This window comes from Allobosea sp. Root483D1 (assembly GCF_001429505.1).
Classification (GTDB): Bacteria; Pseudomonadota; Alphaproteobacteria; order Rhizobiales; family Beijerinckiaceae; genus Allobosea.
In genome coordinates, this window is record NZ_LMJW01000011.1 from 267,823 (window position 1) to 285,260 (window position 17,438).

The following is a 17,438-nucleotide window of genomic DNA, read 5'->3' on the forward strand; positions in this document are numbered from 1 at the left end:
TTCGCCGGAGACTGCCATGAGCCTCGACGTCATGCCTGCCGCTTCGCGCTTCCTGGCACGCCGGCGCGGGGTCGAATGGCCGACGATCCTGCTCGCCGCGGTGGTCTACGGAGGCTGGCTCGCCGTGACCTATTTCCATGCCAGCCTGCCCGCCTGGCTGGTCGCGGCTGTCGGCGCCTGGCTCGTCGCATGGCACAGCTCGATGCAGCACGAGATTCTGCATGGCCACCCGACGCGGTCGCGCCGCGTCAACCGCGGCCTGGCATCAGTGCCGCTTTCGATCTGGCTACCTTATGAGAGCTATCGGGTTTCCCATCTGCGCCATCATTGCGACGAGCGGCTGACCGACCCGCTGGACGATCCGGAATCGCGATACCTCACCGTCGCGGACTGGGAGGGGCTCGGCCCCGTCGGCCGCACCCTGCTGCGGGCGCAGAAAACGCTGCTCGGGCGCCTCGTGATCGGCCCGTTCTGGGCAGTGGGACATTTCCTCGCCGACGAGGTCCGGGCCCTGAAGCGCGGTGACAAGGTGTCGCGACGCGCCTGGGGGGAGCACCTGCCCATGCTGCTGCTGGTACTCGCCTGGCTCGTCCTCGTCTGCGAGATGGGTTTGACCTTCTATCTGCTGGCGATCGTCTACCCGGCGACGGCGTTGATGCTGCTGCGCTCCTTCGCCGAGCACAAGGCGGCCGAGGGCGTGCTGGAGCGCACCGCCATCGTCGAGAATGCGCCGATCCTCGGCCTGCTCTACCTCTACAACAATTTGCATGCCGTCCATCATGAGCGCCCGGTCATGCCCTGGTACGAGATTCCGCGCTGGTACCGCGCCAATCGCGATCGGCTGGTCCGCGAGAACGGCGGCATGGTCTATGACGGCTATCTCGACGTCGCGCGCCGCTTCCTGCTGCGCGAGCACGACGTGGTCACGCATCCTTTCGAGCCAGCGGGCGAGCGCCCCGGTGCCGCGCTGCGCGATACGGCTTCGCGCAGGACGAACGTGATGTAGCCGGCTCGATGGTTCTGCACTCCCGATCCGGCCCGTGCCTGGCGCTCAACCGAGCTCGCTCAGGATGTCGTCGACCGTCTCCGCGATCTGGTGGGGCTGGACCACGGCGAGTTTGATCAGCTCGTCGAACCGCCTGCTGAACAGCCTGACATAGTCGATGCCGTTCAGCACCAGATAGCTCGTCCCGAGAAAGAGTGTCACGCGCTTGGGACCGAAGACGGTGAAGGGATTCGAATAGGTCTCCGTCAGCGTATAGAAGTACATGCGCAGGCTGGGGTAGAGCTCGGCGTAGAGCTTGCCGAAATGCTCGAGCTGGCGGCGGCGCGCAGTCTGGTTGAGCCCCTCCCACTTGCCTTCGCCCTTGGCCATCGTCGTCAACGCCTGGATGGAGGTGCAAACCTCCAATTCGCTTTCCGGCCGGCGCATCAGCGCGAGGCGCGCCCCGAACGACTGGCTGACGTTGTTGAGCGACGCGCCCTGATACTCGTAACGCAGCACCTCCTCGGTCTTCAGGAAGTCCGGGAGGCTGTCCGGCACCGTCCGGACACGGTAGCCCTCGACCTCGCGCAGCCAGCCGAGGAAATGGTCGTCGATGGGCGAGCGGGTATGCGTCTGGATCTGCATGATCGAGTCGATGATCTGCGTCCCGACCTCCTTGCGCGGTGTCAGGCCGAGCAGCCAGTCGACCGAGACCTGGCAGGCCTTCGCCAGGGCGATGAGCGTGTCCGCGCGCGGCATGCGCGGGCCATCCGCCGAGAGAAGCTGCGACAGGGTCGAGCGGTCGATCTCGGCCATGCGGGCGAAGGCCGCCTGGTTCAGGCCCGATCCATCGATCAGCGATTGCAGGCGATGACGAAAGCCAGCGGCGGCATCGACGGCGTTCATGAAACCATCCGATCGTTCTGGTTTGTCTACAACTGTCTCTCAAAGACGCAGACAAGTTTTGAAAGCTAGGATTGTCAACAAACATCACATGATGCGCCTTGGCCCGTCCGCTCGCTCCACCTTAACTCGATGCGAACCGGGGAATGCAGGCGATGAACCGCTGGAAGGCTGGCGAAAGGGCGGAAGACCGGATGAGCCGGGAGCGGATGGCGCATCTCCTTGCGGAGCGGGTGCCGCACACCTCGCTGCCGCACCCGTTCTACAACGACCCCGAATTCTTCCGTCTCGACATGCAGGCGATCTTCGAAAGCCGCTGGGTCTTCGCCGGCCTCGCCTGTGAAATCCGCAAACCCGGCGCGTTCTTCACATTTGAAATCGGCGAGACCTCGGTCATCGTCTGCCGCGACCGGGAGATGACGGTACGGGCCTTCTTCAACAGCTGCCGGCATCGTGGCTCGCTCGTGCTGGATCAGCCGTGCGGCCGCAGGACGACCTTCGTGTGTCCCTATCATCACTGGAGCTACGATCCGGCTGGCCAACTCGTGCGCGCGCCGAACCTCGATCCGGCAGTCGACAAGGCCAAGCTCGGCTTGCGGCCGGTCCATGTCCGCGAGATCGCCGGGCTGATCTATGTCTGCCTTGCCGAAGACGCTCCGGACATCGCGCCTCTTGTCGCTGCGCTCGGGCCTGCGGCCGCGCCGCACCGTTTGGGCGAGGGCAAGGTCGTTCACACGATCACGCTGCGCGAGCAGGGCAACTGGAAGCTCGTGATGGAGAACGCCCGCGAATGCGATCATTGCCAGGCGGGGCATCCCGAGCTGATGAACACGCTCCTGATCTTCGATTTCGCCGACCCCTGGAACGATCCCTACATCACCGAGTTCTGGCGGCGCTGCGAGGCCTCCGGCCTGCCCAGCGTCACCAGGGACGGCGCCGATTTCCGCGTCGGGCGCATGCCTTTCAAGGCCGGCAATCTCTCGATCACGATGGACGGCAAGCCTGCGGTGTCCCGCCGCCTCGCCGACTGGCCGGACCAGGATATCGGGTCTCTGCGTTTCACCCATTATCCCAGCATGTTCGGACATATCCACGCGGACTATGCCATCGTCGTGCAGATGCTGCCGAGATCGGCGGGCGAGACCATCGTCACCTGCAAATGGGTGGTGCATGCCGAGGCGGTCGAAGGGACGGACTACGATCTCGAGCGGCTCGTCGAGGTCTGGCGCGCGACCAACGACCAGGACCGGCAGCTCGTCGAGCGCAACCAGCGCGGGGTTCGCTCCGTCGGCTATCGCCCTGGCCCCTATGCCGAGGCCTCCGAGCACGGCGTCTGGACCTTCGTCGAATGGTATGCCCGGACGATGCAGGGCTTTGCCGAGGCCGTCTCCCACCCCGCGGCCGCCGAATAACACGGCCATGCCACGTCCATTCCGACGACTGAAAGGAAACCCGCGTGAGCGTCATGCAACTGGGCTCGACGAGCGTCGGCCTCGGCACCATCCTCTCCATCGTCGATGAGGGGCGCGCGATCGCCCTCGATCCCGTCGCCGTCGCGCGGGTCGCCGCGGCGCGGGCCGTCGTCGATCGCTATATGCATCGCGACGAACCGATCTATGGGCTCAATACCGGGCTCGGCGGCAATGTCGGCTACCGGATCCCGCCGGACGAGATCGAGGCCTTCCAGGTCAAGCTGGTGCGCGGCCGCTGCATCGGCGTGGGCGAGCCGTTCCCGGAGCGGGCCGGCCGCGCCATGCTGCTGAGCCGCATCGTCGGCATGGCGCAGGGCGGCTCGGGCGTCTCGCCTGCGGTGCTCGACCTCGCGGTCGCCATGTTCAATGCCGGCATCACGCCGGTCGTCCCCGGCCGCGGCTCGATCGGCGCCGGAGACCTCGGCCTGTGCGCGCATCTCGGCGCGGCCCTGATCGGCCTGGGTGATGTCTACCTGAAGGGGCGCCGAATGCCGGCAGCCGAGGCGCTGCGCGCCGCCGGGCTCGCGCCCGCCCGGCTTGGACCCAAGGACGGGCTAGCGATCCTGAACGCGAGCGCGGTCAGCTGCGGCTATGCGGCGCTCGTCCTGGCGGATCTCTCCGACGTGCTCTCGTCCTCGATGGTCGTCGCAGCCCTGGCGGGCGAGGGCTACGCCGCCAATCCGCGCATCTTCGATGCGCGATTGGCCGCAGCGCGGCCGGCACGCGGACAGGTCCAGGCAGCGGCCGCCTTCCGTACGGCGCTGAACGGCAGCTACCTCCACGACGCAGGCGCCGCCCGCTCCATCCAGGATGCGCTGTGCTTCCGCGTGCTCTCGCAAGTCTACGGGCCGGCGCTCGCCAGTTTCGAGACCGCCGTCGCCAGTGTCGCTACGGAAGTCAATTCCGCCGCCGACAACCCGCTCGTCATGGCCGATGACGACCTTATCCTGTCGACCGCCAATTTCCACACCCCTGACATCGCGCTGTCCTTCGATGCGCTGGCGATCGTCAACGTCCAGCTCGCGACGGCCTCGGCCTATCGCACGATCAAGCTGATGAACGCGCAGCTCTCGGGGCTGCCGAAATACCTCTCGCCGCTGGGCGGAGCCTCCAACGGCTACAACTCGATGCAGAAGACGGTGTCGGCCCTGCAGGGCGAGGTGAGGCTGAAGGCCACGCCGGCGAGCACGGATGCGATTCCGGTTTCCGAGGCGGTCGAGGACCACGCGCCGCAGACGCTGCTGACGATCCGGAAGCTCGATGAGCAGATCCTGCCGCTGCGGCTGATCTTCGCCATCGAGGCGCTGGTCGCGGCGCAGGCGGTCGACCTGCGCGGCAAGCCCCGCCTCGCCAGAACGACGGGCGCGCTCTACGAGGCGATCCGCGCCGACATCCCGATGCTCCAGGACGATCGCGAGAACGGTCCGGATGCCGATCGCGTCGCTGCGATCCTGCGTGGCGGAGAGCTGCTTCGCAGGCTGCGCCAGGGCCTCGGGGACGCCGCGCTCTTTTCGATGGGATGAGTCCCCGAAGCCCGGCGGGGGGCGTCTCCGATCGGCGCTCTTCGTCGTAAGGGGCCGTGGCTCAGGGCACCGCGATCAGGCGGATGAGGCCGAGCGAGATCGCCGCGAGCGCGAGGAGCGAGAGCACGACCGTCGCCGTGACGCGGGGGCCGGCCTTTGCGACAGACCGGATGTCGACACTGAGCCCGAGTGCCGCCATCGAGATGATCGTCAGCAGGTTCGCGACGGTGGCCAGCGGGGTCAGCAGGACCGCTGGAATGAGTCCGGCCGAGCGAAACGCCGCCATCACCAGGAAGCCGACGATGAACCAGGGCACGAGGTGATGAACCGCGATCGGGCGCGACGCGGGACGAGATCCTGTCGCCTCCTGCCGGGTCGGCACGTCCGTCTCCTGGCGCAGTCGGCCGGACAGCAGCGACAGCACGAGGATGACGGGCCCCAGCATGAGCACGCGCACCAGCTTGACCAGCGTTCCGATTTGGGTTGCGGCCTGGCCCGCCGGCGCCGTGGCCGCGAGGACCTGGGGAACGGCATAGACCGTCAGGCCCGACAGGATTCCGAACTGATGGACGCTGAGGCCCAGCATCGGGATCAGGAGCGGCAGGCAAAGCACGACCACGACCCCGAGCACCGCTGTGAAGGCGATCGAGGCGGCGACGTCGTCGCCATTAGCGCCGATGACCGGCGCGGTGGCTGCGATGGCAGAATTTCCGCAGATGGAATTGCCGCAGGCGACGAGGATCGCCATCCTTTGCGACAGCCCCAGCAGGCGGCCGATGCCGTAGCTCAGGCCGATCGCAAGCAAGACCACGGCGGCGATGCCGAGGAGAAGCGGGGCGCCGGTGGCGGCGATCGTGGCGGCACTCAAGGAGGCGCCGAGCAACACGACCGCGAGCTCCAGCAGGGTCTTCGCCGAGAACGAGATACCCGGGCGCCAGCGGCTACCGGGCCTCCAGAGCGACCTGACCAGAGTTCCGATCAGGATCGCCAGGACGAGGGCTTCCAGCCAGGCCCGCTGGAAGAACCTGGCTTCCAGATGCTCGGCGGCGAGAGCAACACCCGATACGGCGAGGCACAGCAGCAGGCCGGGCCAGAGGCGCTTCACGCCGAGCGCGATTTGATCGGCGAAACTCGTTTGGAGTCGGCTTTGAAGCGTCATTGCAGCACTCGGCACTTTGATACGCCGAGTTTGATTTGTTCGATCCAAGCAATCCAACGTGTTGTTTGTCTTGTTTCAATTGAATAATTCGATCATTCTTGCCGCTGGCTTGCCTGTTGATACCCCATGATCGGCCCTGGCGTCGGAAGAGTGTTCGCTCGCAGAAGCACTCGCGCACGACAGCTCGGGCCGGACCCTGATCCCGGCTTCGCGGAACCATCTGACGGCCATGACACTCGAACAGCTTCGCATCTTCGTCGCGGTCGCCGAGCGTGAGCACGTCACGCGCGCGGCCTCGGAGCTGAATCTCACGCAATCGGCCACGAGCGCCGCGATCGCGGCGCTCGAAAATCGCCATGCCGTGAAGCTGTTCGACCGCGTCGGGCGCCGGATCGCGCTGACCGATACGGGGCGCCTGTTCCTCACCGAGGCCCGGGCGATCCTGGCCCGCGCTGCCGCGGGTGAACAGGTCCTGTCGGATCTCGCCGGGCTGAAGCGCGGGCGGCTGTCCTTCGCCGCGAGCCAGACGGTCGGCAATTACTGGCTGCCGCGGAAGCTCGCCATGTTTCGCGCCCGGCATCCGGGAATCGAGACGCCGCTCGTGATCGGCAATACCGAGACGGTCGCGGCCTCCGTCCACGATGGGCTCGCCGATATCGGCTTTGTCGAAGGTGAGATCGACGATCCGCTTCTGGCGCAAGAGGTCGTCGCAGTGGACGAGATGGCAATCGTCGTCGCGCCCGATCATCCCTGGGCGCGGAGGGACCGCGTCGATGCGTCGGCGTTCGTCGGAAGCTCCTGGGTCTTGCGGGAACCGGGCTCGGGCACCCGGCAAGTCCTGGAAACAGTTCTCGCCGGCGCAGGATACTCGGTGGCCGACCTCGATGTCGCGCTGGAACTGCCCGCCAACGAGGCGGTGCGCGCCGCCGTCGAAGCAGGCTCTGCCGCCGGCCTCATGTCGAGGCTCGTGGTCGCCAGTGCCTTGCAGTCGGGCGCGCTCGCTGAAGTCGCGGTGGAGATCCCATCCCGTCGCTTCTTCATGTTGCGACATAAGGAACGCTATATCGGTCGGCCGGCGCAGGCTTTCCGCGCACTTCTTGGCGACGACGACGGTGCCCCCTTACGGTCGCGCTGATCCGCGGACCGTCGCGCTCCATCATCGATCAGTGTGAGCCGGTCGAGGCAGGCCATTTTCGGCATGCCGGAGGCGTTGGACTCGCGGAGGCCGGTGCCAGCGACGCGGAAATCATGGCGCGGCTTGAACCTGCCACGGATCATGCCGCCAGGATCCATTGGCAGCAGGCCAATAGCAATTTTATCTGTGCCGTCCATTCTTGTATTCAGTAAATGAAATTGTTTGTGTCGTTGTTTGCGTGATAACGCTATGCCGGCTCTATCTATGTTATAAATGTGTTTCTTTGGCTATTTTTGCCGGTCTGTAAATTAGTTTCGACTCAATATTTATAATTATATGTCTAATTTCAGGACGTAAGTTGGAAACTTTGTAATTACTATTGTAAATTAGCGCGGCCGGACAGTCAGCGCCCGCGATGCCGGGGTGGAGGCGGCAGCGGGCGACGGTTGCGCTGGCGGTAACGATGCCAGTTCTTCCGCCGGCGCCTGGGGTTGCGGGGGTGGGCCGGAACGCTTGTGGCGCCCGGAGCCCGCGGCTGCGGCGGCCCCTGCGTGAATTCGGCATCCAGCGTGTCGAGCGCGCCGGCCGTCGGTGTGGGCAGCCTTTCGATTGGCGCAGCCTCTGCCGTCACCGCGGCCAACACGCCGCCGAGGAGTGCGGTCAAAAATGCCCTGCGTTCCATCTGCATCCCGTCAAGTATCGTGATCATCATGCGCGCCCGGAAAAGGCGGCGCGACAGGTTGGTCATGCCTGTCATAGTCGCACAAGCGCTTACCGCTGTTCGAGCGCGCGCTTAACCATGGCGGATCGCATTCTTGTCGATATCCCAATCTTCATATCAATAATCGCAAGCCGATAGCGGGGATATCGGCAGGGAATCTCAGATCTAGACCCCTTGTCCCAAAATCGAATCCAGCACCGCGAGGCCACGGGCCTGGGCTTGTCCGCGCCGGGGCAGTTTTCTACGGTCTGTCCCGCATGCGAATCTTAGCATCATGAGAATCCTAGCAGCGATGAGCGGCGGGCTCGGAGAGGGGCGAGACCGGGCCGGGGCGCATGAGTGTGGGAAGGCGTGCGCCGAGAGCGCCGCGGCAAGCGCGGCGAAATGGCCGGCGCGGCGGCGATTCCTGGAGCGGGTCCGCCCTGCCATGGTCTTGCCAGTCGCGCTCGCAGCCGGCCTTGCGGCCTGTGCCTCGACACCGCGCGGACTGCTGCAGCCTGTAGCCTCCGTTCCTGGCACGGACAGCGTCAACATGTTGGCGGCGACGACGCGCGCACCGTCGGCCGATGCCGGTGTCCTCTTCAGCGGCGAGCGGGGGGAGGGCGTTTCATTCAGAAACATCGTGGTCTCGATTCCACGCAACCGCGAGGTCGGCACCATCCAGTTGCCGCGATCGGTTCCCGGCAACCCCGCCACGGATTTCGTCGTCACCGCCTCCACGCCGATGCCCAAAGCCAAGCTCGTCGACTGGTTCAAGTCGACGAGCGGGCGTTCGAAGCGGGTTTTCGTATTCGTTCACGGCTTCAACACGCCGTTCGATCGCGCGGTCTTTCGCTTCGCTCAACTGGCGCACGACGCCGATGCTCATGCCGCCCCGGTTCTTTTCTCCTGGCCCTCGCGCGGCTACCTGCTCGATTATAGCCGCGACTTCGACAACGCTTCCTATTCCCGATCAGACCTCGCGGACCTGCTCGATGTGGCCGTTGCGAGCCCCTCGGTCCGGGAGGTCGTGATCCTCGCTCATTCGATGGGAAGCTGGCCGGCTGTCGAGGCCGTCAGGCAAATCGCACTGAGAAACGGCGGCGTTACGCGCAAGATCAGCAATCTCATCCTGGCCTCGCCGGATCTCGATGTCGGTGTCTTTCGGCGCCAGGTCGAGGATATGGGACCGAAACGGCCGCGGATCACGTTGTTCACGGCGCAGCACGATCGCGCGCTGCAGGTATCCCGTTTCATCGCGCGCGGGGCGACGCGGCTCGGCGGCATCGATCCGACGCAGGAGGAATATCGCCGCCAGTTCGCGGGCCAGGCCGGGATCACCGTGATCGATCTTACCGCTGTCAACGCGGGCGATCGCTTGAACCATGATCTCTTTGCGGCGAGCCCCGATGCCGTGCGCTTGATCGGCGGCAGATTGCTGCAAGGGCAGGTGATCACGGATTCCGACGTCCCGGCTCCGCTCGCTGCGGCAGGATTGATCGGCTCTGCTGCGACGCTTCTGGTCACCGCGCCGATCCGGGTCTTCGATGCGGCGACACCATAGGGTTGACGAACCCGGTGGCAGGAAGAGATAATTGGATAACATGTTTAGGAGTAAAGTATAATTTTACGAATACTGACCCGGCTCGATCGTTTGATCTAGGTTAATTTGCCTGATTTCGTCGCGTGTTAGGGTCCGCTCCTGCAGCTCGCGTTTCGCACGAAATGCAGCATGATCGGCTGATTTGATGCCGGCTTTCTCTCTGGGCGGCGTGAGAAGGAACAGCAGCATGTTTTCGATGCCGCGTTTGTGTACGGTAGGACTGCGGGCGCAGGACCAGTTCGACGCTTGGCGTTCCCTGCACAAGGATTCGATCGAGCTTCTTCCGACAGGGGACGCGTCGGCGGGATTCGTTGCCGAATTTTCCTCCTGGACCTTGGGAGAACTCGTTTTGACGCATGTCGTCTACGCGGGGGCGCCGGTTCGGCAGTGGCGTCATCGCCCCAAATCCTATCTGGATCATTGGTGCGTGGTGCTGGCGCGCACGGCGGCGGCGGATGGCTTGTCGTGTGAGGATCTGAGCTTCCGTTCCCTGGCGCTGCCTTTCGAGGGGCAGGCCCAGGACAGCGAGGTCATCACCCTCTACCTTCCGCGCGACCGCCAGCCCGCGGACGAGCAGCGCCTCGACGATGCCCATGGCCTCGCGGTGAACGAGGAGTTTGCGCCCTTGCTGACCGATTACATGGATGGCCTGGTCCGGCGGTTGCCTTACGTCACCCCAGAGCATGCCGCGAATCTCGAGATCCCGACCAAGGCCCTCGTCGCGGCCTGTGTCGCGACCCGACCGGTTTGCCATGAGCTTGTGCGGCATCTGCCGGGCTCCGTCCTGATCGACAGGGCGCGCGCCGTCGTGCGCCAGAATATGCATTCCCCCGATTTCGGGCCCGAGCGGCTGGCCCGGCTGCTGGCCATGTCCCGTTCGAAGCTGTATCGGCTATTCGAGAGCAGCGGCGGCGTTGCCCATTTCATCAACCGGGAGCGCCTGCGCGAGGCGCATTACCGGTTGAGTTCCCATCGTTTCGCACGTTCCATCCACGCCATCGGCAACGAAGTGGGCTTTGCCGATCATTCGACCTTCAGCCGGGCCTTCCGACGTGAGTTCGGCTACAGTCCGACCGAAGCGCGCGAGCGCGGCCTCATCCGTTATTTTGCCGACGAGCCGGAGGTGCCGGTCCCAGGCTGAGCCGTGCCGCTTCTCTCATTCTTGCGGGAAAAGGCCGGGAATGCGGCCGCAGTGATTGCGCCGGATGTGCCCGTCGGCCGGCTGGCGCTGCTCTATGCGTGCCTGTTCTTCGAGCTCGGGATCAATCTTCCGTTCTTCCCACTCTGGCTGAAGGCGCAATCCCTCGATAGCGACTCGATCGGCATCGTCCTGGCGGCTCCGCTGCTGATCCGTATCGTCGCGAATCCCACGGTCGGGGCGTTCGCCGACCGAAGCGGCCGCATTGCCGTGGTGCTCACGCTCTGCGCGGTGCTGGTCGCGGCGGGGACCGGGCTTCTGACGATGACGAACGGCTTCTGGCCGATCCTTCTCGTCGTCGTCGCCATTGCGGCTGCACAGGGGCCTCTGATTGCCCTGACCGATACCATGACGCTGAGGCGCCTCGCGCGGACGGTGCGACCCGAGCTGACCTATGGCCGCATCCGCCTCTGGGGATCGCTCGGCTTCGCCGCCGCCAGTCTTGTGGCCGGCTGGTCGCTCGAATGGTTTTCGGCCGCATCGATCATCGTGCTGCTGCTGGCCTCGGCCATCGTCACGGCAGTTGCGGCCGCGGGCTGCATGACGGTGGCGTCGCGCCATACGGATGCCGGAGAGCAGGGCGATAGCTGGCCGGCCCATCCTCTGTACCTTGCCGGCGCGATTGCCGGCGCCGCGCTCGTGCAGGCGAGCCATGCGGGGTTTTACGGTTTCGGTGCGCTGCATTGGCAGGCGGCCGGAATCTCCGGCATCATGATGGGCGGATTGTGGTCGCTCGGCGTGCTGTCGGAGGTCGCCCTGTTCGCCTGTCTGGGCTACCGGATGAACGGGGCCGGCAGCGCCGCCGGGTTGCTGGTGGCGGCCGCCGCGGCTGCGCTCCTGCGCTGGGGAGCGATGGCGCAGGACCCCGGCCTTTCGACCCTGATATGCCTTCAGCTGATGCATGGCATGACGTTCGGAGCCACCCATCTCGGCAGCATCTTCCTGCTGGCCGGGCTGGCGCCGGGCCGGATGCAGGCGAGCGCCCAGGCCTGGCTCGCCGGAGGCTGGGCCGGCCTGATGGCCATTCTGATGACACTGTCCGGCCGGCTTTACGAGAGCTGGGGAGAGGAAATCTACCTCGTGATGGCTGCGGCCGCTGCAATGGGGCTCCTGTTGCTGTTGCCGGTCGCTTGCGGTCTGCGCCGTGCCGCTGCACCGCCGTGCCCACAAATGAGATGACCAGCCCAGAGTTGGGATTCTGAGCTGATCCGTGTTCCCGTCGGTGTTGCTAGCGTTCACGGGATTGCGCGGGTGCAAAAAAGCGCCCGTGGGCGCATGACGTCGTGGCCGTCAGGGGATAGAGCGCGATGCAGAGGCAAGGCTTCAGGCGTCCGGGCGCACGGTTGGAGCAGCGGCGACTGCCGGAGGGCAGGCATGAGGGGTAATGACGCTTCGCCCAGTTCGGGCCGCCTTCTTGCCATGCTGGTCATCACGCTTGCCGTCGCCTCCTGCAATCGGGAGGAGAAAGAGCCGCCGCCGGTGCGCATCGTGCGAACCGTGACCGTCGAGCCGCTGCGTCAGGCGCCCGATCTCGCCTTTACCGGCCATGTCGAGGCACAGGACCAGGCTTCGTTGGCGTTCCGCATCGGTGGCCGCATGACCGAACGGCTGGTCGGAGTCGGTGCGAATGTCCGCGAGGGCGAAGTCGTCGCGCGGCTCGATCCCGCGAACGAACTCAACGACCTACGTTCGGCCCAGGCCGTTCTGACCGCCGCACTGGGCGACCTGCGCAAGGCGGAGAACCAGTTCCGGCGTCAAAGCCATCTCCTCGAAAGGCACATCACCACGCAGGCGGATTTCGATGCCGCCAGGCAGGCGCTGACCGCTGCTCGCGCCCAGGTCGAGGCCGCGCAGGCGCGTGTCCGCTCGGCAGAGGACCTCGTCGGTTTCACGACGCTGAAGGCAGACGCGCCGGGCGTCGTCACGCGCGTGGGCGCCGAGCCGGCCGAAGTCGTCGCTGCCGGCCAGATGATCGTCCAGCTGGCGCGGCGGGATGGGCGCGACGCGGTGTTCGAGATTCCGGCGGATCTGGCGCGCCGGCTCACGCCGGGCATGTCGGTGCGGGTCGCGCTGGCCGGGGAGGCGGGCGCGGAAGCGGCGGGCCGGGTGCGCGAGATCGCGCCGCAGGCCGACCCCGTCACGAGGACATTCAGGATCAGGGTCGGCCTCACCGATCCGGCATCGGCCTTCCGGCTGGGAGCAGCCGTTTCGGGTTCGATACGCGCCGAGGGGGCGGAAGGTATCGCCATTCCGGCGACGGCGCTGACGCAGCGTGACCAGAAGGTCGGAGCCTGGGTGGTCGACCCGAAAACGCTGACTGTTTCGCTGCGCGGGCTGGAGGTGGCGAATACCGACCCAGCCGCCGCCCATATCTCCAAGGGATTGCAGGTCGGCGAGATCGTCGTCACCGCCGGTGCCGGGCTTCTGCGCGAAGGCCAGCAGGTGCGCCTGATCGGAGCCGAGCCGCGATGAGCTTCAATCTGTCAGAATGGGCGCTGAAGAGCCGCTCGGTCGTGATCTATCTCATGATCGTCGCGGTCGCTGCCGGCGTCTTCGCCTTCATCCGGCTCGGCCGCAACGAGGACCCGGCCTTCGTCATCAAGACGATGGTCGTCTCGGCGATCTGGCCCGGCGCCAGCATGGAGGATACGCTGAGCCAGGTGACCGAGCGCCTCGAGCGGCAGCTCGAGGAGACGCCCGGGCTCGACAGCGTGCGCAGCTTCACCAGGCCCGGCGTGACCACGATCTTCGTCAACCTGAAGGGGGATGTGCCGGCACGCCAGGTCCAGGATACCTGGTACAGGGTGCGCAATCTCGTTGCCGACATGCGCCACACCCTGCCTTCCGGCACATTGGGGCCGTTCTTCAACGACCGTTTCGGCGACACTTTCGGCATCATCTACGGCTTCACCTCGGACGGCTTCACAAACAGGGAGCTGCGCGACCATGTCGAGGCCATCCGGTCGCGGCTGCTGCTGGTGCCCGACGTCTCGAAGATCGAGATCGTCGGGACGCAGGATGAGCGCATCTTCATTGAATTCTCGGTGCGGGGCCTGGCCAATCTCGGCCTCGACCGCGCCGGACTGCTCGCGGCCCTGCAGGCGCAGAATATCGTGCGGCCGGCCGGCGAAGTGCAGACGCAGAGCGAGAAGTTCTCGGTGCGGGTCTCCGGCGCCTTCCAGTCCGAGGCCGACCTTTTGAATATCAACTTCCCGGTCGGGGACCGGATGGTGCGGCTCGCCGATATCGCGACCATCCGGCGTGGCCATGTCGATCCGCCAACGCCGATGTTCCGCGTGAACGGGCGTGAGGCGATCGGGCTCGGCATCGCCATGCGCGATGGCGGCGACATCCTGGCGCTGGGCGTCAACATCAAGAAGGCGATGGCCACGGTCACCGCCGGCCTGCCGCTCGGCATCGAGCCCTATCTCGTCGCCGACCAGGCGGTGACGGTCTCGCACGCGATCGACGATTTCATGATGTCGCTCTGGCAGGCCGTCGGCATTATCATGGTGGTCAGCTTCATCAGCCTCGGCGTGCGGCCGGGCCTCGTCGTCGCGCTCGCCATCCCGCTGACGCTCGCCATCGTCTTCGCCTGCATGCTGGTCGCCGGCATCGACATGCAGCGCATCTCGCTTGGGGCCCTGATCATCGCGCTGGCGCTGCTGGTCGACGACGCGATGACCACGACCGACGCCATGGTGACGCGGCTCGCCGCGGGCGAGGAAAAGCTGAAGGCGGCAACTTTCGCCTTCGACAAATACGCCACCGCCATGTTGGCCGGCACGTTGGTGACGATTGCCGGCTTCGTGCCGATCGGCTTCGCCGCGAGCTCGGCCGGCGAGTACACCTTCTCGCTCTTCGCGGTGGTGACGATCGCGCTCATCGTCTCCTGGTTCGTCGCCATCCTGTTCGCGCCGGTGCTCGGCGTCGCCATGCTGAAGGCGCCCGCCGCCTCCGCGCAGGACCAGGAACCGGGGCGGGTCGAGCGCGGTTTCCGGGCCATGCTCTCGGGCGCGATCAGGCTGCGCTGGGTGACCATCGCGGTGACGCTCGCGCTATTCGCCGGTTCCATCCTGGCGCTGCCGCTCGTTCCGCGGCAGTTCTTCCCGGCCTCGGACCGGCCGGAACTGCTCGTCGATCTCACCTTGCCGCAGAACGCCTCGATCTATGCGAGCGAGGACCTGGTCAATCGCCTTGAGGACTCGCTCAAGGGCGATCCCGATATCGAGCGCTGGAGTACCTATGTCGGCCGCGGCGCGATCCGCTTCTACCTGCCGCTCAATGCCCAACTGCCCAACGATTTCTTCAGCCAGGTCGTGATCGTCGCCAAGGACGTGCCGGGGCGTGAGCGGCTGCAGAAGAAGCTCGAAGCGCTGCTCGCCCAGCACTTCCCCAATGTCGTGGGGCGCGTGTCGCCGCTCGAGCTCGGTCCGCCTGTCGGCTGGCCGGTCCAGTATCGCGTGAGCGGGCCGGACATCGCCGAGGTTCGCACCATCGCGATGAAGCTCGCACAGGTCGTCGCGACGAATCCCAGCGCCAAGCAGATCAATTTCGACTGGATCGAGCCTTCGCGGGAACTCAGGCTGCGCGTCGATCAGGACGAGGCGCGCCGTCTCGGACTCAGCTCCGCGGCGGTTGCCGCGATCGTCAATACGGTCGTCTCCGGTACGGTGGTGACACAGCTGCGCGATTCCATCTATCTCGTCGACGTGGTCGTGCGGGCGCAGGATGCCGAGCGCGCCTCGCTCGATACGCTGCGCAGCATGCAGGTCGCGCTGCCCAACGGCCGCTCAGTCCCGTTGTCGCAGTTCGTGAGCTTCGACTACGGGCTCGACTCACCCCTGATCTGGCGGCGCGACCGCGTGCCGAACCTGACGGTCTCGGCCGATGTCCCGCCGGGCACCTTGCCGGACGCGTTGGTCAACGCGCTGCAGCCTTCGGTGGAGGCGCTTCGGAGGACGCTGCCCGCCGGCTACGGCATCACTGTTGGCGGCACGGTCGAGGAGAGCGCCAAGTCGCAGGCCTCGGTCATCGCCGTGGTGCCGGTGATGCTGCTGATCATGTTCACCGTGCTGATGGCCCAGCTCAGGAGCTTCAGGCTGTTTGCGATCGTGCTCAGCATTGCGCCGCTCGGCCTGATCGGCGTAGTCGGGGCGCTGCTGCTCTCGGGCAAGCCGCTCGGCTTCGTCGCACTGCTCGGCATCCTCGCCCTGATCGGCATCATCACCAAGAACGCCGTGATCCTGGTCGGGCAGATCGAGGACGAGCGGGCGGCCGGGAAAGGGGTGATCGACGCTGCGATCGACGCCGCCGGCTCACGCTTCCGGCCGATCGTGCTGACGGCGATCTCGACCGTGCTCGGCATGATCCCGATCGCTCCGACCGTGTTCTGGGGGCCGATGGCCTTCGCGATCATGGGCGGGCTGCTGGTGGCGACGGTGCTGACCCTCGTCCTGTTGCCGGTGCTCTACGTCACGGTTTTCGACGCTTCGACCTCACGAAACAAGGAGACGCCGGTGGCCGGCGCGGGAGCCTCCCTGTCATGAGCGCGCGCTCGACAAGGCGGATGCCGATGGATCTTGCGGGGCGGGCTGCGGGCCTTGCGCTGCTCGGCGTCGTCCTGGCCTCCTGCGGCAACGAGCCGGTGCCGCCGTCGGAAGGGCGGCTTGTCGGCGTCGTCACGGTCGCGGCGGGGCAGTTCTCCGACGACATCCAGCTCAGCGGCGAGATCCAGGCGAAGAAGGATGTCGGGCTTGCCTTCCGCATCGGCGGGCGGGTGCTCGAACGCCCCGTCAATGTCGGCGACCGGGTGATGGCCGGGCAGGTCATCGCCCGGCTCGAGCCCACCCTCGAACAGAATGCGCTGGCGGCTGCCAAGGCGGCGCTGGAGGCCGCGCGCGGCGAGGTCAGCACGGCGCGCAACACCTTCGAGCGCCAGGAGCGCCTGATGGCGCAGGGCTTCACCACCCGCCCGCGCTACGACCAGGCAAGACGGGCGCAGGAGACGGGGCAGGCCGGCCTGGAGAATGCCGAGGCGCAGCTCGAGCTGGCGCAAGACCGTCTCAGCTTCACCGAACTGCGCACGGCTGTCGCCGGCGTCATCATCGCCCGGCAGATCGAGCCGGGCGAGGTGGTCCAGCCCGGCCAGATCGTCGTGCAGGTCGCCCGCGACGACAGCCGCGACGCGGTGTTCAACGTGCCGGCCGCGGTGCTCGACACGCATCTCAGCGATGCCAAAATCCGCGTCGCGCTGGCCGATGCTCCGTCCGTGACTGCCTATGGCTCGGTGCGCGAGGTCGCCCCCCAGGCCGATCCGGTGACCCGGACCTTCGCGGTTCGAGTCGGATTGCAGGATCCGCCGGAAGCGATGCGCCTCGGCTCGACGGTCGTCGGCACGATCGAGCTCGCCACTGCGGCGATCATCTCGATCCCTGCGAGCGCGCTGACCCAGCAGGGCCGCTCGCCCGCGGTATGGGTCGTGGACCCGGCCAAATCCACCGTCTCCCTGCGCGATATCGACGTACTGCGGTTCGATGCCGACAAGGTCATCCTCTCCCAGGGGCTGGCGCCCGGCGAAACGATCGTGTCCGCCGGTATTCAGGCGCTCCACCCCGGCCAGCGCGTCCGGCCGTTGCCTCAGGCGCAGACGGCGTCTGCATCGCCGTCGCGACCGTGAGCGAGGGCATAGGCATAGGGCAAACGAAGATGCCGCGATTTTTCGAAACGGCCGAAAGCCGGGGACACCGGTTCGTCATTT

Annotated in this window: 13 protein-coding genes; 10 read left to right on the forward strand and 3 right to left on the reverse strand. The window is 66.2% G+C overall.

The genetic code is table 11. The features are described 5' to 3' along the window. Positions 1-16 precede the first annotated feature (16 nt). A complete protein-coding gene (locus ASE66_RS11095) occupies positions 17-1,006 on the forward strand; it encodes a fatty acid desaturase (RefSeq protein ID WP_244494865.1) in 990 nt (329 codons plus the stop codon). A gap of 45 nt (positions 1,007-1,051) precedes the next feature. Here ASE66_RS11095 and ASE66_RS11100 read toward each other — a convergent pair whose 3' ends face one another. Next, a complete protein-coding gene (locus ASE66_RS11100) occupies positions 1,052-1,891 on the reverse strand; it encodes a helix-turn-helix domain-containing protein (protein WP_057189671.1) in 840 nt (279 codons plus the stop codon). Between the two features lie 152 nt (positions 1,892-2,043). On the opposite strand from ASE66_RS11100, the gene ASE66_RS11105 reads away from it, so the two are divergent. Both ASE66_RS11105 and ASE66_RS11110 read left to right on the forward strand, forming a co-directional pair. Next, positions 2,044-3,300 (forward strand): aromatic ring-hydroxylating oxygenase subunit alpha, encoded by a 1,257-nt coding sequence (locus tag ASE66_RS11105; RefSeq protein WP_162262472.1) that lies wholly within the window; start codon positions 2,044-2,046, stop codon positions 3,298-3,300. 53 nt (positions 3,301-3,353) lie between these two features. Further along, positions 3,354-4,883: an HAL/PAL/TAL family ammonia-lyase gene (locus ASE66_RS11110; protein WP_057189673.1), complete on the forward strand. Its 1,530-nt coding sequence runs from the start codon at positions 3,354-3,356 to the stop codon at positions 4,881-4,883. A 61-nt stretch (positions 4,884-4,944) separates the two neighbouring features. Here ASE66_RS11110 and ASE66_RS11115 read toward each other — a convergent pair whose 3' ends face one another. Further along, positions 4,945-6,042, reverse strand: coding sequence for a YeiH family protein (locus ASE66_RS11115; protein ID WP_057189674.1), 1,098 nt, complete (start codon positions 6,040-6,042; stop codon positions 4,945-4,947). Positions 6,043-6,271: 229 nt separating this feature from the next. On the opposite strand from ASE66_RS11115, the gene ASE66_RS11120 reads away from it, so the two are divergent. Then, the gene (locus ASE66_RS11120; protein WP_057189675.1) at positions 6,272-7,177 is read left to right on the forward strand and encodes a LysR family transcriptional regulator; all 906 of its coding nucleotides are present in this window, start codon (positions 6,272-6,274) and stop codon (positions 7,175-7,177) included. A gap of 403 nt (positions 7,178-7,580) precedes the next feature. On the opposite strand, the gene ASE66_RS11125 is transcribed toward ASE66_RS11120, so the two are convergent. Beyond that, positions 7,581-7,925, reverse strand: coding sequence for a hypothetical protein (locus ASE66_RS11125; RefSeq protein ID WP_156412104.1), 345 nt, complete (start codon positions 7,923-7,925; stop codon positions 7,581-7,583). A 505-nt stretch (positions 7,926-8,430) separates the two neighbouring features. On the opposite strand from ASE66_RS11125, the gene ASE66_RS11130 reads away from it, so the two are divergent. From ASE66_RS11130 to ASE66_RS11155, 6 genes are all read left to right on the forward strand, one after another. Continuing rightward, complete coding sequence (locus ASE66_RS11130; RefSeq protein WP_244494866.1) at positions 8,431-9,441, forward strand: alpha/beta hydrolase; 1,011 nt, start codon at positions 8,431-8,433, stop codon at positions 9,439-9,441. Positions 9,442-9,667: 226 nt separating this feature from the next. After that, positions 9,668-10,621: a helix-turn-helix domain-containing protein gene (locus ASE66_RS11135; RefSeq protein ID WP_162262473.1), complete on the forward strand. Its 954-nt coding sequence runs from the start codon at positions 9,668-9,670 to the stop codon at positions 10,619-10,621. Positions 10,622-10,642: 21 nt separating this feature from the next. Then, on the forward strand, positions 10,643-11,857 hold the full coding sequence (locus tag ASE66_RS11140; protein WP_162262474.1) for an MFS transporter: 1,215 nt from the start codon (positions 10,643-10,645) through the stop codon (positions 11,855-11,857). 72 nt (positions 11,858-11,929) lie between these two features. Further along, positions 11,930-13,150, forward strand: a complete 1,221-nt coding sequence (locus ASE66_RS11145; RefSeq protein WP_244494867.1) for an efflux RND transporter periplasmic adaptor subunit — start codon at positions 11,930-11,932, stop codon at positions 13,148-13,150. Continuing rightward, positions 13,147-16,227: an efflux RND transporter permease subunit gene (locus ASE66_RS11150; RefSeq protein ID WP_057189681.1), complete on the forward strand. Its 3,081-nt coding sequence runs from the start codon at positions 13,147-13,149 to the stop codon at positions 16,225-16,227. Before ASE66_RS11145 ends, ASE66_RS11150 begins: the two co-directional genes overlap by 4 nt. Further along, positions 16,224-17,357 (forward strand): efflux RND transporter periplasmic adaptor subunit, encoded by a 1,134-nt coding sequence (locus ASE66_RS11155; RefSeq protein WP_057189682.1) that lies wholly within the window; start codon positions 16,224-16,226, stop codon positions 17,355-17,357. The genes ASE66_RS11150 and ASE66_RS11155 overlap by 4 nt, the downstream gene beginning before the upstream one ends. Positions 17,358-17,438 lie beyond the last annotated feature (81 nt).